This window comes from Hymenobacter actinosclerus (assembly GCF_900111515.1).
GTDB lineage: Bacteria > Bacteroidota > Bacteroidia > Cytophagales > Hymenobacteraceae > Hymenobacter > Hymenobacter actinosclerus.
Genome location: NZ_FOHS01000001.1, coordinates 1,230,413 through 1,248,871, shown reverse-complemented (window position 1 = coordinate 1,248,871; position 18,459 = coordinate 1,230,413). Strand labels below are relative to the sequence as shown.

The 18,459-nt window shown below is 64.2% G+C and carries 18 protein-coding genes; 6 read left to right on the top strand and 12 right to left on the bottom strand.

Features of this window, described 5'->3' with window-relative positions; all coding sequences use genetic code 11:
• Window positions 1–124: 124 nt before the first annotated feature.
• From BMY67_RS05370 to BMY67_RS05355, 4 genes are all read right to left on the bottom strand, one after another.
• Complete coding sequence (locus BMY67_RS05370; RefSeq protein ID WP_317040323.1) at window positions 125–769, bottom strand: polysaccharide deacetylase family protein; 645 nt, start codon at window positions 767–769, stop codon at window positions 125–127.
• A 157-nt stretch (window positions 770–926) separates the two neighbouring features.
• Window positions 927–1,931 (bottom strand): phosphotransferase, encoded by a 1,005-nt coding sequence (locus BMY67_RS05365; RefSeq protein ID WP_245744896.1) that lies wholly within the window; start codon window positions 1,929–1,931, stop codon window positions 927–929.
• 123 nt (window positions 1,932–2,054) lie between these two features.
• Entirely contained in the window at window positions 2,055–3,197 is a 1,143-nt protein-coding gene (locus BMY67_RS05360; protein WP_092769130.1) for a glycosyltransferase family 4 protein, read from the bottom strand.
• Window positions 3,198–3,307: 110 nt separating this feature from the next.
• Window positions 3,308–4,717, bottom strand: a complete 1,410-nt coding sequence (locus BMY67_RS05355; protein WP_092769128.1) for an oligosaccharide flippase family protein — start codon at window positions 4,715–4,717, stop codon at window positions 3,308–3,310.
• Between the two features lie 239 nt (window positions 4,718–4,956).
• Here BMY67_RS05355 and BMY67_RS05350 point away from each other — a divergent pair, with 239 nt between their 5' ends.
• A complete protein-coding gene (locus BMY67_RS05350) occupies window positions 4,957–6,060 on the top strand; it encodes a GumC domain-containing protein (RefSeq protein ID WP_092769126.1) in 1,104 nt (367 codons plus the stop codon).
• The gene (locus tag BMY67_RS05345; RefSeq protein ID WP_092769124.1) at window positions 6,057–7,529 is read left to right on the top strand and encodes an O-antigen ligase family protein; all 1,473 of its coding nucleotides are present in this window, start codon (window positions 6,057–6,059) and stop codon (window positions 7,527–7,529) included. The genes BMY67_RS05350 and BMY67_RS05345 overlap by 4 nt, the downstream gene beginning before the upstream one ends.
• 165 nt (window positions 7,530–7,694) lie before the next feature.
• On the opposite strand, the gene BMY67_RS05340 is transcribed toward BMY67_RS05345, so the two are convergent.
• The 6 genes from BMY67_RS05340 to BMY67_RS05315 all read right to left on the bottom strand — a co-directional run bounded on the left by BMY67_RS05340 (window position 7,695) and on the right by BMY67_RS05315 (window position 13,669).
• Window positions 7,695–8,930 (bottom strand): PP2C family protein-serine/threonine phosphatase, encoded by a 1,236-nt coding sequence (locus BMY67_RS05340; RefSeq protein WP_092769122.1) that lies wholly within the window; start codon window positions 8,928–8,930, stop codon window positions 7,695–7,697.
• A gap of 199 nt (window positions 8,931–9,129) precedes the next feature.
• Window positions 9,130–10,311 (bottom strand): ABC transporter permease, encoded by a 1,182-nt coding sequence (locus BMY67_RS05335; protein ID WP_092769120.1) that lies wholly within the window; start codon window positions 10,309–10,311, stop codon window positions 9,130–9,132.
• The gene (locus BMY67_RS05330; RefSeq protein ID WP_088463397.1) at window positions 10,311–10,568 is read right to left on the bottom strand and encodes a MarR family transcriptional regulator; all 258 of its coding nucleotides are present in this window, start codon (window positions 10,566–10,568) and stop codon (window positions 10,311–10,313) included. The genes BMY67_RS05335 and BMY67_RS05330 overlap by 1 nt, the downstream gene beginning before the upstream one ends.
• 94 nt (window positions 10,569–10,662) lie before the next feature.
• The gene (locus tag BMY67_RS05325; RefSeq protein ID WP_245744894.1) at window positions 10,663–11,184 is read right to left on the bottom strand and encodes a c-type cytochrome; all 522 of its coding nucleotides are present in this window, start codon (window positions 11,182–11,184) and stop codon (window positions 10,663–10,665) included.
• 209 nt (window positions 11,185–11,393) lie between these two features.
• The gene (locus tag BMY67_RS05320; RefSeq protein WP_092769118.1) at window positions 11,394–12,578 is read right to left on the bottom strand and encodes a glycosyltransferase; all 1,185 of its coding nucleotides are present in this window, start codon (window positions 12,576–12,578) and stop codon (window positions 11,394–11,396) included.
• The gene (locus tag BMY67_RS05315) at window positions 12,575–13,669 is read right to left on the bottom strand and encodes a lysylphosphatidylglycerol synthase transmembrane domain-containing protein (protein ID WP_177189696.1); all 1,095 of its coding nucleotides are present in this window, start codon (window positions 13,667–13,669) and stop codon (window positions 12,575–12,577) included. Before BMY67_RS05315 ends, BMY67_RS05320 begins: the two co-directional genes overlap by 4 nt.
• Before the next feature lie 199 nt (window positions 13,670–13,868).
• On the opposite strand from BMY67_RS05315, the gene ruvC reads away from it, so the two are divergent.
• Window positions 13,869–14,525 (top strand): crossover junction endodeoxyribonuclease RuvC, encoded by a 657-nt coding sequence (gene ruvC, locus BMY67_RS05310; RefSeq protein WP_092769114.1) that lies wholly within the window; start codon window positions 13,869–13,871, stop codon window positions 14,523–14,525.
• A 47-nt stretch (window positions 14,526–14,572) separates the two neighbouring features.
• Here ruvC and BMY67_RS05305 read toward each other — a convergent pair whose 3' ends face one another.
• Complete coding sequence (locus tag BMY67_RS05305) at window positions 14,573–14,971, bottom strand: hypothetical protein (protein ID WP_092769112.1); 399 nt, start codon at window positions 14,969–14,971, stop codon at window positions 14,573–14,575.
• A 148-nt stretch (window positions 14,972–15,119) separates the two neighbouring features.
• Here BMY67_RS05305 and BMY67_RS05300 point away from each other — a divergent pair, with 148 nt between their 5' ends.
• The gene (locus BMY67_RS05300) at window positions 15,120–15,338 is read left to right on the top strand and encodes a KTSC domain-containing protein (RefSeq protein ID WP_092769110.1); all 219 of its coding nucleotides are present in this window, start codon (window positions 15,120–15,122) and stop codon (window positions 15,336–15,338) included.
• Between the two features lie 29 nt (window positions 15,339–15,367).
• Here the strand turns inward: BMY67_RS05300 and BMY67_RS05295 are convergent, their stop codons facing one another.
• Complete coding sequence (locus tag BMY67_RS05295) at window positions 15,368–16,174, bottom strand: PhzF family phenazine biosynthesis protein (RefSeq protein ID WP_092769108.1); 807 nt, start codon at window positions 16,172–16,174, stop codon at window positions 15,368–15,370.
• A gap of 243 nt (window positions 16,175–16,417) precedes the next feature.
• Between BMY67_RS05295 and BMY67_RS05290 the strand changes: the two genes are divergently transcribed.
• A complete protein-coding gene (locus BMY67_RS05290) occupies window positions 16,418–16,975 on the top strand; it encodes an RNA polymerase sigma factor (protein WP_092769106.1) in 558 nt (185 codons plus the stop codon).
• Window positions 16,968–18,419, top strand: coding sequence for an outer membrane beta-barrel protein (locus tag BMY67_RS05285; protein WP_092769104.1), 1,452 nt, complete (start codon window positions 16,968–16,970; stop codon window positions 18,417–18,419). Before BMY67_RS05290 ends, BMY67_RS05285 begins: the two co-directional genes overlap by 8 nt.
• The last annotated feature ends 40 nt before the right edge of the window (window positions 18,420–18,459 follow it).

Below are 18,459 nucleotides of genomic sequence, written 5' to 3'. Positions count from 1 at the left end.
TCAGAGCGCAGCGAAGAATCTCGCGTGCTGACGTTGTATCCGCTGCTCAACGAATACGAGCGAGATTCTTCGCTACGCTCTGAATGACGTTCTTTCTCACATCTCATATCTCACGTCTAATCTCTCACAGCGCCGCAAAGCGGTACCCGGCGTTGGCGCAGAAGTCGAGGTAGCGGGGCAGCACGTAGCGCAGGTTGCGGGCGGCTTTGCGGCTGTCGTGGAATACTACTATGCTGCCGGGGCGGGTGAGGCGGATGCTGGTGCGCAGGCAGGCTTCGGGGGCGTAATCGGGGTCGTAGTCGCAGGTGAGCAGGTCCCACATGATGAGCTGGTAGCTGGGATGCAGGGCCTGGGCCAGCGGCCGGGTGATGCGGCCGTAGGGCGGGCGCAGCAGCGGCCGGGCCTGCGGGGCGGCACCAGCGGGTTGCAGAGCGTCGAGCACCTGCTGGCAGCGGGCCACATCGGCCAGGTACTCGGGGCGGGGGTGGCGCCAGCCGCTGAGGTGGCGGTGGGTGTGGTTGCCCAGGCGGTGGCCGGCGGCCAGCACCTGCCGGGCGATGTCGGGGTGGCGCGCCAGGTTTTCGCCCACGCAGAAAAACGTGGCCCGCGCATCGTAGCGCGCCAGCTGCTCCAGCACGAAGGGCGTCTCGTCGGGGATGGGGCCGTCGTCAAACGTCAGGTAAAGCGTGGGCGGGTCGAGGGCGGGCATTTCCCAGATACACTCCGGAAACAGCCGCCGCACCAGCCCCGGCATTCGGTGTAAGTGCAAAAGGCGAGTGATGAATGGTGAGTATTGAGGTAGCAAGCTTGCTGAAAGCCAAGAACAAGGGGCTCTCAGGCATTTTCTTAGCGGGTAGTTGTGAGTAGCGTTTTCCAGGCTGCTAACGTAGTAGCAGCGCAAATTCGGCACCCGATTTCGTCAGCACTCAGGTAGCCTGAGGTTCCTGCAGTGAACCAGGATGTTCGTGATAGGTTAGCCAGGCTTGCATCTTGCTCACGTACATCTTCAGATAGTTCACACTCAGAAAGATGTTCGACCAGTCGAAACGCTGCACCTGCACGCCCAGATAGAAGAGCCATACCGCCGCGCCGGCTGCCGGCAGCAGTTGCCGCTCTGCCACCGATAAGTTACGCGCACTGGCATAGCCGTTTAGGAAATGGCGTACTTTTTCTTCGTACTGCTGCTTGTCGGTTTCAATGTGGAAAAGCTGTTTGCAGAAGTAGGCCACATCCAATATGGCCGGCCCGTTGCCGCAGAAGTCAAAATCGAACAATGTTACCTCCCCTTGGCTGGTAATGGCCATGTTATCATACCAGATATCGAGGTGTACCGTGCCGATAGGCGCGGCGGCAATACCAGCCCGGGAAAAGGTGTGGGCTAACTGCCTACTGATGTCGCGCAGATACTGCATCTCCGGCAGCTCAGCGGCGAAAAACGTCAGTGCCGAAGCATAGGACTGGGTGAGTAGCAGCTCGGGGGTGTAGGTTGGCCGGTCCAGCATTTGTCCGACGGTCGACTGGTGCATCCGGCCCATCAGCGTGCCAATTGTAGTGCAGGCAGCGGGGGTTAACCAGCGCACTTTGTCGCCTTCGGCAAAGGAAAAGAGCACTGCGTAACGGGTACCTTCTGGGGCAGATAGCTCCTGGATATATTCTCCCTCGCTATCGGCCAGCGGGAATGACACCTGCAACCCTAACGCGTGCAGCTTCAGCAGCAGCGCTAATTCTGCTTCAATCTGGGCGCGGGTGCGCCAGTTGTAGCTGTACACGCGCAACGCTGCTTGCTGGCCGGTACCGGCCAGCAAATACGTGTGGTTGATACCAGTTTTGAGCAGTTGGCAGGCACTGCTTTGGCTCATACCATATCGTTCGCCTACCAAACGGCCCAACGTAGCAGCATCCAGTGTTGAAGCGGAAACGGGAAAAGTCAAGGGAAGCAGCTGACTAACAGCTTGGCTAAGGTGAATGTATCAGGGATGAAAAGTAGCGTAGTCAACAAGCAGGCTTCGGGGTTATGCTTGAGCTGAGCACGAACGGAACGAGCGGCAGGATAATCAGGGAAGGTACGTTGCCGCCGCCTCTTCCATCTCCTGCCATAGCCGCCGGGCGCTTTCGGCCCAGGAAAAACGCTGGCCGTTGCGGAAACCGGCCGTTATCAGCTCCTGCCGGTATTCGGCCGACTCCTCTACCCGCACCAGGCCGGCGGTGATGGAATCGACCGAAAACGGGTCGACGAGGCAGGCGCCGCCGGGGCCGGCTACTTCGGGCAGGGAGCTGCAATCGGAGGTGATGACGGGTGAGCCGCAGGCCTGGGCCTCGATGACGGGGATGCCGAAGCCCTCGAAGTAGGGCACGTAGCAGGTGGCGCGGGCGGCGGCGTAGAGTTGCACCAGTTCCTCGTCGGTTACGCGACCCGTCAGGTGCACGGCGGTGCGGTGCTGCAGCCCCCGGTACACCTCGAAAATGGGGCCGGCCTGCCAGGCTGTGCGGCCTACCACCAGCAGTTGGGCCGGCGAGCCGGTGGCCGTTTTAAACGCATCGAAGGCCCGCAGCAGGTGCTGCAAATTCTTGCGCGGCTGTAGCGCCCCCACAAACAGGTAGTACGGATGGCCGGCCGCGTACCGCTCCCGCGTGGCCCGCTGAACCTGCTCGGGCTGGGGCCGGAACCGCGCATCCACGGCGTTGTACACCACCCGGATGCGGTCGGGCGCAATGCCGTAGCGGGCCACCACATCCTGCTTCGTGGCTTCCGAGACGGTTACCAGCCGCGCCGAAGCCCGGGCGAAACGGGGCGTGAAGGTGCGGTAGTAGGTGCGCACCAGCCAATCCACATCCTGCGGAAAATGCTCGAAGGCCAGGTCGTGCAGCACCGTAACGCGCGGCACCTGGGTGCGCAGCGTGGTGAAACCGTCGGGGCTGAGGAACACGGCCGGGCGGTGGCGGGCCAGCCAGCGGGCCACGGCGCCCTCGAACCAGGCCAGCCACAGCAAGGGGTGGCGCGCCGGTGGCCCCAGCACGTGCGGTACTACGTTAGGGCCCAATAGGTACCGCTCGTCAAAGGGCCTATCAAACAGAAAGTGAAACGTGTGCTCCGGCTGCTGCCGCACCAGCTCGCGCAGGGTTTCGAGCGTAAAACGCCCGATGCCCTCCAGCTTGTCGCCGGGCAGCAGAAAGCGGACGTTGACGGCAATGTGCACGGCGGTGAGTAGTGAGTAGTGAGTAGTGAGTAGTGAGTAGTGAGTAGTGAGTAGTGAGTGAGGTACGGGCCGATTGAACAGCAGTTAGCCCTTCTGGTGGTCGATAACGCCTATTTTTCCGGTTCCTCCCCTTTTCGCTGTAGCACCGCCCGCAGCTCATCGACTCGCACCACGCCCAGCGCGAAAACCAGGCCCAGCAGCAGCGCGGCGGCCAGGGCAGTTTCCAGCCACCAGGGCAGCCCGGCATAGGTACGCAGCGCGTACCAGCCGGCGCACAGTCCCGCGAAGGCCAGCGCCAGCTGCCCCAGCATTTGCAGCGGCAGGGCCACCCCCGTGCGCCGCGGCACCAGCCACACATACCCCACCGACACAAACACGGCGCACAGCGTGGTGTTGGCCGCGCCGGCCAGCGCCCCGTAGCGCGGCATCAGCAGAAAGTTGAGGCCCACATTAAGGGCAATGCTGCCCGTTACAAGCCAGGAAACTGGCTTTTCGTGGTCGGTGCTGGTAAGCAGAGTGCTGTAGATGGCAAAAAAGGCGTGTACCAGCACGTTGAGAAAGAGAAGCTGCAGGCACTGCGTCATGCGCGCTATTTCGGCCGGGGTGCTGTGCTGAAACTGAAAGAACAGCAACTCGCCCCGAAACAGCCCAAAGGCCACCACCAGCAGCAGCGGCACCGTCACCACCCGCTGCCCGAACCAGAGCAGCTCCTGCTGCTCGGCGCGCTGGCCGGTGGCGCGGGCGAAACGAGCGAAAAACAGCGGCAGCACCGTCCACAGGTACATCATCACGGCATCAACCCAGCGGTAAGCGGCGGCGTAGTAGCTGGCCTCGCGGGCCGATACCAGCCGCTCCAGCATGAGCATGTCAATCCGCTCGTTCAGACCGTACACCAGCGTAATAAAGGCCAGGGGCAGGCTCTCGACCAGCAGCTGCCGGGCCTGGCGCCAGCGCGGACGCAGGCCTACCGGCCCGTAGAGCCGGCGGATGAGGCCTACGAGCAGCAGCAGCGTAAACAACCCCGCCACTAGCCGCACGGCTACGTACCGCTCCAGCGTGAGGCCCAGCGGCAGCAGCCCCAGCACCAGGCCCAGCAGCAGCACCCGCTCCAGCACCGACAGGATGGCATCGGTATTGAAGCGCTGGTGGGCCTGCAGCACGCCGCGCAAAAACTGGGTATACTGCGTAAACAAAAGCCCGGCGGCCGTAACGGCCAGCAGTAGCAGCCAATGGTCGCGGTAGCCCAACACCCAGCCCAGGCCCACCGTGAGGCCCAAAAAACTGATGCCCAGCCCGGCGCGCAGCGGCAGCAGCGTGGGGAAGAAATCGGTGAAGTAGCTGGCCGAGGCCGCCAGCCGCTTAGTACTCAGCTGAGTGGTACCCAGATCCGATACGGCGGCTACGATGGTGGCCAACGTGAGCACCGCGGTGAAGGTACCGAACAACTCGTGGCCGATGCGGTCCTGCACCACGTTTTCGAGCACCACCCAGCCGGGCTTTACCAGCAGGTTGAGCAGCACGACGAAGCCGATATTGCCGAAGAAGCGTTTGATGCGCGAAGGAAGCTAAGCAGGACTAATAGGAGCCGCCTGCCCGGGGCTGGTTGCCCCGGGCAGGCGGCAGTGGGGCGCAAAAGTACGCAAAAGCCAGTAGGCTTCGGGAGGCACTATTAGAAGGTAGTGGCGACCTTTTTCCGCTATCTTTGCCAGCCGTTAGCCTTCTTCACCTTCACTTTCCGGAGGCGCGGTCTACTCTATTTATGGCAGAATCTTCTTATTCGCTGCTGGGCCTGTGGCCCGTTATCAACCGGTGGAAAAAACTAGTGCTGGCCGCCGTGGTACTGGCCGCTTTGCTGAGTACGGTCGTGGCATTGCTGCTGCCCAACATCTACCGCTCGACGGCCGTGTTCTTTCCTACCAACCCCGAAAGCACCGACCCCGACCGCCTCGTGGACGGCGGCAAGCTGGAGTTGGGCGGCCGCTCCGAAGACCTGGACCGCATCATCACCATCGGCCAGTCGCAGCCGGCGGCCGAGCTGCTGATTAAAGAGTTCGACCTCTACAAGCACTACGAGGCTGGCGCGCCGGGCGACGACGCGTCCGAAAACGCGGTGCTCTACCAATTCAACTCCAACCTGAGCATCGTCCATAACGAGCGCGACGCCATTGAGCTGACGTTTGAAGACAAAGACAAGGAACTGGCCGCCCGCATGGCCAACCGGCTGGTGCAGGTCATCGACTCGATAAACCAGCAGCTCACGCTCGAAAACCGCCGCAACGTACTGGGCCTCTACAAGCTGCGGTTCGATTTTCTGCAGAACGAGTTCGAGCAGAGCCGCCGGCAACTGGTGCGGGCCCGGCGCCGCTACGGCATCTATGGCATCGAGGAGCAGGGCCGCTACATGGCCCGCGAGGTGATTACGCTTGAAAGCAAGCTCCGCCAGGCCGAGGGCAGCGGCAACGCCGCCCAGGCCGCCGGGGCCCGCCGGGCGCTGCAGGGCCTCACCGGTCCCGGTGGCACCAATACCATCAACCTCGAGCGCTTCGTGCAGGGCAACGACTCGATGAACCTGTTTCAGGCGCGGCTCGAAGACCTGCAGGAGCGGCTGGTGAAGGCCCGCGGCGACTACGAAACGGCTGACCTGACGCTGCGGGGCAAGATTTCATCCCTCTATTTGGTACAGAAAGCCTACCCCGCCACCCGCAAGAGCAAGCCTGTGCGCTGGCTGATTGTGGTAGGCTCGGTAATCGTGACGCTGGCCGTATCGGTGGTGCTCATTACGCTGCTCGAACTCTACCAGCGCAGCCGGCGCGGCTTGCGGCAGGACGGCGCCGCCGAGCCGGCCGTAGCGGCGGGCTCGTGAGCGGCGCGGCGCAGGCCCTGCTCCGCTGGCTGCCCTCCGACCCGGCCCAGCGGCTGTTCGTAGCCCTGATGGGGCTGCTGCTGTTGGGTGGCACCGTGGCCGGACTGCTGGCCTCGCCGCTGCCGCTGCTGCCCGCCCTGGCCGCCCTGGGCCTGGCAGTGGTGCTGATCGACTGGCGGTTGGTGTACGGGCTGTTTTTCCTGACTCTGCCCTTCTCGCGCGAAATATCTCTCGGCGGCAGCTTCAGCCTCGACGTGCCCTCCGAGCCGCTTATGCTCGTGCTCAGCGGCTGCATCGGCGCCAGCCTGCTCATGCGCCGCCACCGCCTGCCCCCCCGCGAACTAACCCACCCACTACTCGTCATTCTGGCCCTCACGCTGCTGTGGGCCGTGGTGTCGGCTTTTTTCTCGGTCGATAGTACCAAGTCCATCAAGTACCTGCTGGCCAAAAGCTGGTACCTGACGCCCTTCGTGCTGGGCACACTGCTGCTGCTACGCCGCCCCGCCGACCTCTGGCGCATAGCCGCCCTGTATACAGCCGGCGCGGCCATTACTACGGTGGTCGTGCTGCTCAAGCACGCCAGCAAAGGCTTTGCCTTCGACGCTACGCAGTGGGCGGTGCATGATTTCTACCGCAACCACGTCATTTATGCTAGCGTACTGGCGCTACTGCTACCCTTCGTTTTTTACCGCTGGCGCGGCCGGGCAGGCGCGGCCGGGCGCTGGTGGTGGGGCGCGGCGCTGGGACTGTTGCTGGTGGGCCTGCTGCTCTCCTACACCCGGGCCTCGGTACTGAGCCTGCCCGCCGCGGCCCTGTTTTACGGCGTAATGCGGCTGCGCCAGACGCGCCTGCTACTGGTAGGCGTGCTGGTGGCGGCGCTGGCCGGGGCGGGCTACTTCATGAGCCAGAACAACTACATGCTCTACGCCCCCGATTTCGAGAAGACCGTTTTCAATGGCGAGAACTTCGAAAAGCACCTGGAGGCGACGTACAAGCTCGAAGACGTGTCGGGCATGGAGCGGGTGTACCGCTGGGTAGCCGCCGCCCGCATGGCCGCCGACAAGCCCCTTGTGGGCAGCGGCCCCAACACGTTTTACCCCGAATACAAGCGCTACACGGTGCGCAGCTTCCGTACTTACGTGAGCGACAATCCGGAGAAGTCGACTACCCACAACTACTTTCTGCTAGTGCTGGCCGAACAGGGCTTTCCCGGCATGCTGCTGTTCATCACCCTGATCGGGGCCACGCTCATAACCATCGAAACCCTTTACCACCGCACCACGCCCGGCTCCGAGTACCGCGCCGTGCTGCTGGCCTGCGGTCTGAGCTTCGTTATTATCACCTTCCACCTGCTGCTCAACGAGTTGGTGGAAGTCGACAAAATTGGCTCCTTTTTCTTCATCAACCTCGCCATGCTCGTGCGCATTGGCACCTGGATACGGGAGGAAAGGCTGAGAAGTGAGAAGTGAGAAGTGAGAAGTGAGAAACAGTACGAAAGACGGGCAGTAAAAAGGGCGTCATTCTGAGCAGGTGGCGCATAGAGCCAGGGTGCGCCACCTGCTCAGAATGACACGTTTTTCTTATTCTCGACTTCCGTACCCTGTTTAACTTCTCACTTCTTACCTCTCCCCCTCCTACTTAAACCGGCAACTTAAGATAGTTACATCGTCGGCGAAGCCGGCGCCGGTTTGGTCGAAGGCGGTGATTTCGCGCAGCAGCTCGGTGTGGACGGTGGCCAGGGGGGCGTAGCGGTTCTGGCGCAGCACGCCCAGCACGCCATCCTCGCCGAACTCGTTCTGCTCGGCGTCGAACACTTCGGTCAGGCCGTCGGTGTAGGTGAGCAGCAGGCTGTGGGGCGGCACCAGGAGGTGGCCCACGTTGAGCATGGGCAGCTCGTCCATCACGCCGAGCATAATGGTGCCGTCTTTGAGGGGCTGGCTGGCACCGCCGCCGTCGAGCAGCAGCAGCGGGTCGTTGTGGCCGGCGTTTACATAGTGCAGCTCGCGGGTAGTGCGGTCGTAGAGGCCGAAGAACACGGTGATGAACTTGTCGCCGCCGGCATTGCGGAAGATGAGGTGGTTGAGCTCGTGCACCACCGTGGCCAGATCGACCTGCTGGCGCAGCAGGGTGCGCAGGCCGGCCTGGAAGTTGGACATCAGCAACGACGCCGCCACGCCCTTGCCCGACACATCGGCCACGCACAGCAGCAGCCGGTTGGCGTCGAGTTCCACCACGTCGTAGTAGTCGCCGCCCACGGCCGTGTGGGGCACGTAGCTGGCGTGTACGGCCAGGTGGGCATCGTTGGGCAGGCGCTGCGGAAACAGCATACTCTGCACTTCGCGGGCAATTTCAATTTCCTTGCGCATAGCCGCCGAAGCCACCCGCTGCCGCACCAGCCGGCGGTTTTCGATGGCGCCAACCAGAATGTTGCTCAGCGTCTGCAGAAACTTGAGCGCTTCCTCGCCGGCGTAGTCGTCGTGCACGTTGCCAATGAGCACGTAGGCCAGCACCTGCCCGTTGCGCACCACCGGAATCACCACTTCGAGGTTGGCCCACACTTCATCCAGGCCCGCAATCTCATCCAGCCGGGAGGAGGCGTTGGTGCAGGCATCGGTGATGAGCGACGGCAGCTCTACCTGCCGGAAATCGACCTGGCCGGTACCAAAACAGGTCATGCACTGCCAGCTGCCTTCTTCGAGCACATACAGCACTAGCCGGCGGATGTTGAGCTGGCCGAGCAGCGTGAACTGGAAAATCCGGTACAGCGCGGCCTCGGTATGGTCCTGGTTGATGGCCTGGGTGATTTCCAGCAGCGCACCCAACTCCCGCTCTTTCAGGAACAACTTTTTTTCGGGGGTAGTATTGGGCATAAGGTGAGATAGTGAGCTGGTGAACTGGTGAACTAGTGAGTTTGATGTTCGAGGGGCCTTACGGGGCGGCTTAGGCGGATGGAGTGGGTGGCGCGGGGTAATTTGTAGTTTGACATGCACCAGGGCCGTCCGCGCAACCTGCGCAAGTAGCGCAATCAGCGCAAGCAGGCCCCCGAAACGTCAAACTCACCAGCTCACCTCACGCCAAAGGCGTTTTGGGGTCGTAGGCGTCGCGCAGGCCGTTGCCGAGCAGGTTGAAGCTGAGCACCAGCAGGCTGATGGCCAGGCCCGGCAGCAGCGTGAGCCACAGGCCGGCGCGGGTGCCCAGCAGCTGGAAACCCTCGTTTACCATCAGGCCCCACGACGGCGCCGGCGGCTGCACGCCCAAACCTAAGAAACTCAGGCCAGCTTCGAGCAAAATGGCCGCCGCAAAATTACTCGTGGCCAGCACAATCAGCGGGCCGGTCATGTTGGGCAGCAGGTGGTGGGCAATCAGGCGGCTTTGGGGCAGGCCCAGCACCCGGCCGGCTTCCACGAATGTCGCCGAGCGCAAGCTCAGCATCTGCCCCCGCACCACGCGGGCAACATCCACCCACATGGTCAGGCCCACGGCCACAAACGAGGTCCAGACGCCCTTGCTATCCAGGGCCAGCGAAATGGCAATAACCAGCATAATGCCCGGAATGCTCCACACCACCGTCATCAGGCCCAGCAGCAAACTGTCGAGCCAGCCACCCACGTAGCCGGCTACGGCGCCCACCAGCATGCCCAGCAGCACCGAAATCAGCACCGCCACCAGCCCGATGCCCAGGCTGATGCGGGTGCCCAGCAGCAGCCGGCTCAGCTCGTCGCGGCCGGCCTTGTCGGTGCCCAGCCAGTAGGTGCGTTCGATGATGTTGCGGCGGGCCAGCGGGGCCAGCTCGGCGGCCGAACCGGTTTGGCCGGCTACCTCGCGCAGGGCGTAGGCCTGGCGCTGGTCGGCCAGGGCCGAGTGGTTTTGATAGGGCTGGGTGATGAGCGAGTCGCCCACAATCTGGTAGCTGCCGATGGCCACCTCGCGGAAGCGCGGCGCGCGGCCCTGCCACCAGGTGCGCAGCGGGTTATCGGCCGCGTCGCGCACCGCGTCGGGCCGGGGCAGGCGCAGGATGGTGGCCCGGAAACCGGGGGCTTCTTTCTGGAGCTGTACTAGGCCGTTGTTGGCCGAGGGCGAGTTGTCGGGCAGCACCCAGTAGCCCAGCACGGCCACCAGGGTACAGAGCACGATAAAGCCCAGCCCGAGCATGGCCGGCAGGTTGCGCAGCAGGCGCTGGCGCACGTAGTAGCCCGGCGAGCGGGCCACGGCCGGCGCGGCAACCGGAGCAGCAGCGGCAACAGCGGCCATTAGCGGGTGTTGTGTTGCAGCAGTCCTTCTTTGGAGGCCAGGAACTGGCAGTCGCCCACCAGGGCCCCGAACGAGCTTTCCTCGTAGGCCAGCTCCGTGTCGGGGTCGGGCCAGAAGCTGCGCACGTAGCCCACGTCCATCAGCCGGCGCAGGGTTTCCACGAGTTCGGGGCGCGGCAGGCCGGTTTTTTTCAGCAGCTCGGCGAAGGGCGTGACGAAGTACAGCTCGTCGAGAACATCAAATTCGGCGTCGGTCACGGGTTTCGGTAGGGTATGTTAAGCAAAGGTAGATGTTCGGGGGAGGTTTCCCGCAGAGGAGCGCGGAGGTTTTCGCAGAGGAGCGCGGAGCCGTTCAATCAACTACCGACACCATACCCCGCCACTGCTCGGACTCCACATAGTCGATAATCTGGTTGATTTCCTCGTTGGAAAGCTGGAAGCTGGGCATCTGCTGCTTTTGGTACTGATGAAAGATTTTCACCGCGTACTCGTCGCCGCTGGCCACCAGCTTGGAGGAGTTTTTCACCCAGGAAACGGTCCAGGCCCTTGGGCGGCGTTGGCCGATACCGGCCAGCGCGGGACCTACTACCACGTCATGCAAGGCGTGGCACTGGGCACAGTTGCCTTTGAACAGCGCGTCGCCGGCGGCAATAGCGGCGGGGTCAACCTCTGAAACAACAAGTGTTTGGGCACCAGAAGAGGTTGCTTGGCTTGAATCCGCTACTCCCATTCCGCTACATGTAGATTCGTTAACCAACTCATCAGGTGGAAATCTGGTAAGCTCACCGCCCAGCAGCAACAGACAGCCCCCAATGGCACCGGCTACTACCAGCAAACTGGCGGGCATTGCGATTTCCAACAGGTTCTTACTCATCTTGACAGGGAGGTTGGAACACGCTAGAAAGTACGCCCCCAAATGCCGCAAAAGCAAGCAATTTTCAAGGTTTATCCCGGTGGCAGCGCAGCTGCGGCACGGACTTTAGTCCGTAGCCCGACTGGCCAATCGGTATCCAACTCCCAGTTGTCAAGCGGGCAATCGGGCTACGGACTAAAGTCCGTGTCACAGCCATTGCCACAGCCCTCCTACCCGGCCCTTCTGCCCTTCCACTCGTAGCCGCCGCGCAGCCCCGCCAAGCCTACCAACAGGGCGTAGGGCGCATAGGCCAGCTGCAACAGCGGCACCAGCAGCAGCCAGCGGCGCCGACCCAGAAACCGCAGCACGGGGTCCAGAAACCAGCCGTCGGCGGCCAGCTTGAGGCCCAGGCCGGCAGCCGCCCAGGGCAGTAGCGCGGGCAGCCAGAACGCGCCCACCAGGCCGGCTGCCGGGGCTAAATTGGCCAGCAGTACCAGCACCGCCAGCCGCTGCGAGGGCGGGTGCTGATAGTGCCGCCACTTACTGGCCCAGCGCACCCGCTGCCGCAGCAGGGCCGCCAGCGTGGGCGGGCCGGCCGTGCGCACCAGCGCGGCGGGGTGCCTGAGAAACCGGATGCTACCCGGAAAGGCCGCATGGAGCTTGTGGAGCAGGAACTCATCGTCGCCGCTGGGCAGGTGGGCGTTGCCCGCGTAGCCGGCCACGGCCTCAAACGCGGTGCGGCGGTAGGCCAGGTTGGCCCCGTTGCACATGGTGGGCGTACCGGCCGCAATGCCCGCCGCGCCCGTGCCCACCAGCCCCGCAAACTCCAGCCCCGACAGGTTTTGCAACAGCGTGTCCGGCCCCGTCAGCAGCACCGGCCCGCTCACTAAATGCACTTCGGGGCCGGCCGCATCGAGCAGGGCGGCGTAGGCTCGCAGCCAGTCGGGACCCACGCGGCAGTCGGCGTCGGTGCACACCAGCCAGGGGGCGCGGGCGTGCGCCAGGGCCGCTTGCAGGGCCGCTTTCTTGCCCACGCCCGCGGCCGGCGTTTCGGCCAGCTTCACTACCCGCAGGCGGAAAGGGGTAGTTTCGGCCGCGGCCATCAGCAGCGCGGCGGTGTCGTCGGTCGAGTGGTCGTCGGTGATGATAACCTCGAACTCCTGGGCCGGCAGGTGCTGCTGGGCCAGATCGGCAAGCAGCAGCGGCAGGTTGGCGGCTTCGTTGCGGGCGGCCACGAGCACGGAAAAGCGTGGCGTGCTGGAAGCCGCGGCGGGCAAAATGGCGCCGGCTGCAGGTTCGGGCATCGGCGGCAGCTCGGGCACCGGCAGCTGCTGCCAGGCGCGGCGCAGGCGCAGCATCTGGCCCGCGTACAGAGCCGGAAACGCCAGCAGCAACAGGCTCCAGGCGTTACTCATACGCTGGGTTGGCGGGCTTCAGGGGCCGGGGCGGTTTCGGTGGCGGCGGGCACGGCGCGGCGTTTACGGAGCACTTTCAGCCGCAGCACGAAAATTAGTCCCACGGCGCTGGGTACGGCAATATTGAGCACCCACAAACTCAGGCTGGCGCTGAGCACCGGCAGCGCCGGCTGGCCCAGCAGCCCGAACAAATGGGTGGCTGACAGCTCGCGCACGCCCACATCGGCCAGGGCATTGAGCGAGGGCACCAGCGACTTGAGCAGGAAGGTGCCCGCCACCGCCGCCGCCGCCGGGCCCACCGCCGTTTGCACCCCGTAAGCCAGCAGCAGCAACCCGAACTGCGCCCCGAACACCAGGTAGCGCAGGCCCGAAATCAGCAGCACATCCGTCAGCAGCCGGGCCGGGTAGGTGGGCATCACGGCTAAATAGCGAGCAAAGCGCCGCAGTGGTTTAATGGCCTGCACGGCCGCTACCAGCAGCTCGGAGTGGTAGAGCGGCAGCAGCACCGCCAGATTAATCAGCAGCGTGAGCACCACCAGCCCGGTTTGCGCGGCCGGGTAGCCGGCCACGTAAAAGGTCAGCAGAAAGTACAGCAGCCCCAGCGTACCGGCCGCCACCGTAGCCACCAGCTGGCAGTAGCGGCCCAGAAATACGGCCCCCAGCGCATCGAGGCGGCGGCTTTTGAGCTCCATGATGCGGCCGGCGTAGTCGCCCACCCGGTTGGGCGTCACGAAGCCCAGCGTGAGGCCTACCAGCACCGCCCGGAAACTGCGCCGGAACGAGACGGGCTCCAGGTGCCGGGCCAGCCGCCACCACTTCCAGGCCTCCAGGCCCCAGTTGAGCGGTACCAGCAGCAGCGCCAGCAGCACCGGCCCGCGCCCGGTGCCGCCCAGGCTGCGGGCCAGCAGCCCCCGCCACGCGGCGGCCGTGGCCTCGTTATCCACCAGCGAATGCCAGAGCAAGCCCAGCGTGAGCAGCGTAATACCCAGCTTGGCCGCCACTACCCAGCCCCCGCGCCGCCGGGCCGGGGCCGGCCGGGTTGCCGAGCGGGCAGCAGTTTGGACGTAGCTTTGGGTCGGCGAGGCGGGCAAAATAGCGGCGGGTTGCGTAATTTCGGCAAGTTAGCGTGTTTGTTTGAGCTACCAGCCTCAAGCTACAAGCGGCAAGTTTGCCGTAGGCTCATCGTTCGAGGCAGTGCCGCTCAATAGCTTTCCGCCTAAATCAAGCGACCCAAAATCTACCTACCATAAAGCTTGTAGCTTGAGGCTGGTAGCTTGCAGCTCAAACCCAATGATTCTCCCCCTCGCTTCCTCTTCCGAACTGCTGCCCAAGGTGATTATGGGCGTCGACCCCGGCACGTCCGTCATGGGCTACGCCGTGATTGAGGTGCGCGGCCAGAAGGTAACGGTGCTCTGCTACGACGTTATCGACATGCAGAAGCTGGGCACCAACCACGCCCTCAAGCTCAAGCGCATTTTCGAGCGGATGCTGGAGCTGATTGATGAGTACCTGCCCGACGAGCTGGCCATTGAAGCCCCGTTTTTCGGCGTGAACGTGCAGAGCATGCTCAAGCTGGGCCGGGCCCAGGGCATGGCTATTGCCGCCTGCCTCTCGCGCCAGATTCCGTACGTGGAGTACGCGCCTACCAAGGTAAAGCAGTCCGTTACGGGCTCGGGCAGCGCCACCAAGGAGCAGGTGGCCCACATGCTGCGCCAGACCCTCACGCTGCCCCCCATCGCCGAGGCCAGCAAGTTCCTCGACGCCACCGACGCGCTGGGCGTGGCCCTGTGCCACCACTACCAGAAGGGCAACAACGTGAAGGCCGGCGGCAAAAGCTGGGGCAAGTTTCTGGCCGACAACCCCACCAAGCTGGCCTCCCCGGTGGCCGGCAAGAAAGCGGCCGTGGCAACCAAGAAAGCGGTGGCCAAAAAAAACCCGGCGGCCTAGCATAGCAGGCCGCCGGTTGCTCCACGCGCAATTCGACAGCAGCGGATTTATGGTTGGCCGATTATATAAATCGCCGTAGCCAGCCCGGTACCACGAGCCGTTTTGGTATCAACCTGCTTGCCATCCAGCAGGATGGTGGTCGTGATTTCAGAATTGGCGGTAGTGTTGGCCAGGCTGGCACCAATCGACGTAATATCACCCGCTTTCATCGTCCGCTTGAACTTATAGGTAACGGGCAATTTCACATCGGCAAACTGGCTTTGTCCTCCCGTTTCGTTGTAGTACAACACAAAATCGGCCTGTGAGCCAGTGGAAGAAGTGATTTTATACTCGACATTGTACTCCCTGGGCCCGCTGGTAGGCGTCACTTTTTCATCATCCTTGGAGCAGCTGGCAACAGCCAGGAAAGTGAGGCTGCCCAGCAGCAAGTTGGTAAATGATTTCATAGATAAGGGAAAGGGAAAAGGGAAAGGGGAACTGAGGAAAGAAATTGCCCGCCAACCGCTTGTCAGGCTAAGGCGGGGCGAAAATAGAATATATTCTTTCCATTATAAAAGAATAGTTCTAATTTCCCTTACCTGATTACCTGTTCCTATGCTCCGCCGACCTATCCGCTCCACCTCCCTCAAAGCCGTGGGCTACGACCCGGCCACCCAAACCCTGGAAATTGAGTACCGCCACGGCGGGCTGGTGCGCTACACCGGCGTGCCCGCCGAACTGCACCAGGCCCTGCTGCAGGTGCCGGGCAAGGCGCTGTTCGTGGAGCAGGTAGTGGAGCGCGGCGGCTTTGGGCGCGAGCAGCTGCGGGGTTGATAGCCGCCACAGCTGCTCACTGGTTTAACTTACATCTGCCCCAGCTCGATTTCGCCCTTGAGGTAGGTGACGGAGTGGCCGCTCATCAGCACCCGCTCGCCGCGCAGCTCGCACCACAGCTCGCCGCCGCGGGCCGATACTTGGCGGGCGCGGAGGCTGGTTTTGTTTAGCCGCCCGGCCCAGTAGGGCACCAGCGTGGTGTGGGCCGAGCCGGTTACCGGGTCTTCGGGCACGCCTACGCGGGGGCCGAAAAAGCGCGACACGAAGTCGATGCCGTCGGTGCCGGGCGCCGTGGCAATGATGCCGCGGAATTCCACTTCGGCCAGCCGGCCCTGGTTGGGGCGCAGGGCCCGCACTTCGGCTTCGGTGGCGAATACGCACACCAGGTCGGGGCCGGCCAGCAGGGCCAGCGGGGTGGCGCCCAGGCCGTCAATCAGGCCACTTGGGTGCTGCGGCAATGGCTTTGGTGGGCGGGCCGGGAAGTCCAGCGTCAGCATCCCGTTATCGGTCTTGCTCACGCGCAGCGGGCCGCTTTTTGAGTGGAATACGATTTCATCGGGCTGAAAATTGAGGTGCCGATACAGCACGTGGGCCGAGGCCAGCGTGGCGTGCCCGCAGAGCTCGACCTCCACGGCCGGCGTAAACCAGCGGATTTCGTACTCGTGCTCGTTTTCCCCTTTGGGCACGAAAAAAGCGGTTTCGGCGAGGTTGTTTTCGGCGGCAATGGCCTGCATAGTAGCCTCGGGCAGCCACTTGGTGAGAGGGCACACGGCGGCGGGGTTGCCGGCAAACGGGCGGTCGGCAAAGGCATCGACCTGATACAGGGGTAGCAGCATAATAAAGCAGAGAAGGAGAACCAGGGCCCCCGCAGTCCGGCGGCCCGGCGAAACTACGGTTTCGGCGGCTATTGCCCGCCATTAGCGAACGGCAGGCCGACAAACGCCGGGGAACGAGGCGGCAGGTAATTTTCTCTCCGGGAAAATAATTTAGATACCCCGCGCAACCCGGCGGCGGGGGCAGCCGGTCATGGAGTAGATTACCGACTTACGCGCTGATAATGTTCTTTATTTGCCCGCTCGATGGCCGAACCGATTGATGCTTTGGTGGAAGGGTGCCGCCGGGGCCAGCCAACGGCGCAACGGGCGTTGTACGAGCGGCTGGGCGCCCCGCTGATGGGCGTGTGCCTGCGCTACTGCCCCTCCCGCGAGGAGGCCGAAGACGCACTACAGCTCACGTTCGTAAAAATTTTCAGCCGCCTCGACCAGTTCCGCCACCAGGGGCCCTTCGAGGCCTGGGCCCGGCGCATTGCCGTAACCACCTCGCTCAACCTCTGGCAGCAGCACCAGCAACGCGGCGGCCCGCACCTCGCCACCGACGAAGCCGAGCACCTGCCCCACCCCGACGGCACGCCCTTCGACCAGCTCTCGGCCTCCGACCTGGTAGACCTGCTCGCCACGCTGCCGCCCGGCTACCGGACGGTGCTCAACCTGTACGCCGTAGAGGGCTACTCGCACGCCGAAATCGGGGAGCTGCTGGGCATTTCGGAAGGCACCAGCAAGTCGCAACTCTCGCGGGCCCGCCGCCTGCTCGAAGCCCGCCTGAGCCGCCAGGCCGCTATTTCTCCGCATCATGACTGAGCACGACCCCCTTTTCGACCACCTGCGCCGCCAGCTGCACGATTACGGCCCGCCGCCGCCCGAGTCGGTGTGGGCCGGCATCCGGCAGCAGGTACCCGCCCCGCGTGCCCCCCGGCCCTGGCGGCTGCCCGCGCTACTGGCGCTGCTGGTGCTTACCCTCACGTTCACGGCCCGCTACTGGCGGCCCCTGTTCCATCCGGCAGCGCCCGCAGCTGCCAGCCGCGCCGCCCAGCCGGCTGGTACCCAGCCGGCGGGTTTCAATGCTGAACCGGGCCAGCCCGCTGGCCCGGCCAACCGCTCCACGCAGCCCACGGGCTTACCCAAACTCACTACGCCGCCCGAAAACGAGGCCAAGCCACTGGCCGCCGGCACGCCTGACCCGGTGCAGCCTACTGCCCGCGGAGCGGCGGCCAAAGCGTTGCACCGCAAACCCGCTGCCCCGCAACTCATTGCCGGTGGCGCGCTGGCTTCTTCAGCGCGTCGTCGCGCCGAAGCGCTGTTGGCTCTGGCTCCCGCCGGCAGGCCGCGCCGCGCTGCCAGGTGGCCGCAGGCGCAGGCCGGGCCGGTGGCTGGCTCGGCCGGGCCCGCAACTGCCGCCGATTCGGATTACCTGCATTTCACCCCAGCGCTTGATGATGACGCCGTAGGCAGCTCTCGTTATCGTCGGGCCGGGCGGGCCTTGGCAGACGGTTTTCGCCCGCTGGCTTTTCGTAGGGCGCTGCTGGAATTACCCGCCCGGCAACCGGCGGGTTCGGGGCTGCCACCCGTGGAGCAGCAGCCCGAAGCCGGGCAGTTGCCGCGGCTGCCGGCCGACTGGAGTGTGCAGGTACTGGCCGGGCCGGGCCTCACGTACCGATTGCTGGGTCGGTCGGCCACCCAGCTGCAGCGCCTAGAGCGACCAGCAGCCGGCTTCAGCGGGCAACTTATGGTGGCCTACACCTTCTCGCCCCGCCTTACGCTGGCGGCCGGGCTGGGCTATGCGCAGTACGCTACTACGCTGCGCTACCAGCTCGCCAGCAGGCGCCCCGATAGTGTGGTAGCCGCCGTTGACTTCCGCGACCAGTACCACTTTCTAACGGTGCCCGTGCAGGCCCGGCTGGCGCTGGGCGGCAACCACCGCTGGCGCTACGGCGTGCTGGGCGGGGCCGAACTGGCTGTGCTAACCAGCGCCCGCACCACCGAAGGCTCGCCCTGCTATTGTCGGCAGCAGCGCTGGCTGGGCTCAGCCCCGGGTTCCGACAGCACCTTTCGTAGTCTTAACCTGGCCCTCACGGCCGGGGCCTTTGCCAGCTACCAGTTCCGGCCGGGCCAGTGGCTTACCATCCAGCCCCAGGCCCAGCTGTTTGCCAACCCGCTAAACGCCGCCGGCAGCGCCGCGCGCCGTCCCTGGAACCTGGGCCTGCAACTGGGCTACCGCTGGGAGCTGCCCCCGCGGCGGCGCTGAGGTGCGGGGTCGGCCGGTGCTGCCCGCTTAGCAGGTACCC

Excerpts from the sequence above, each read along its gene's own strand:
- BMY67_RS05350 (WP_092769126.1), top strand. The coding sequence starts at position 4,957 with ATGGCAGAATCTTCTTATTCGCTGCTGGGCCTGTGGCCCGTTATCAAC.
- BMY67_RS05340 (WP_092769122.1), bottom strand. The coding sequence starts at position 8,930 with ATGCCCAATACTACCCCCGAAAAAAAGTTGTTCCTGAAAGAGCGGGAG.
- BMY67_RS05335 (WP_092769120.1), bottom strand. The coding sequence starts at position 10,311 with ATGGCCGCTGTTGCCGCTGCTGCTCCGGTTGCCGCGCCGGCCGTGGCC.
- BMY67_RS05325 (WP_245744894.1), bottom strand. The coding sequence starts at position 11,184 with ATGAGTAAGAACCTGTTGGAAATCGCAATGCCCGCCAGTTTGCTGGTA.
- BMY67_RS05320 (WP_092769118.1), bottom strand. The coding sequence starts at position 12,578 with ATGAGTAACGCCTGGAGCCTGTTGCTGCTGGCGTTTCCGGCTCTGTAC.
- ruvC (WP_092769114.1), top strand. The coding sequence starts at position 13,869 with ATGATTCTCCCCCTCGCTTCCTCTTCCGAACTGCTGCCCAAGGTGATT.
- BMY67_RS05305 (WP_092769112.1), bottom strand. The coding sequence starts at position 14,971 with ATGAAATCATTTACCAACTTGCTGCTGGGCAGCCTCACTTTCCTGGCT.
- BMY67_RS05300 (WP_092769110.1), top strand. The coding sequence starts at position 15,120 with ATGCTCCGCCGACCTATCCGCTCCACCTCCCTCAAAGCCGTGGGCTAC.
- BMY67_RS05295 (WP_092769108.1), bottom strand. The coding sequence starts at position 16,174 with ATGCTGCTACCCCTGTATCAGGTCGATGCCTTTGCCGACCGCCCGTTT.
- BMY67_RS05290 (WP_092769106.1), top strand. The coding sequence starts at position 16,418 with ATGGCCGAACCGATTGATGCTTTGGTGGAAGGGTGCCGCCGGGGCCAG.
- BMY67_RS05285 (WP_092769104.1), top strand. The coding sequence starts at position 16,968 with ATGACTGAGCACGACCCCCTTTTCGACCACCTGCGCCGCCAGCTGCAC.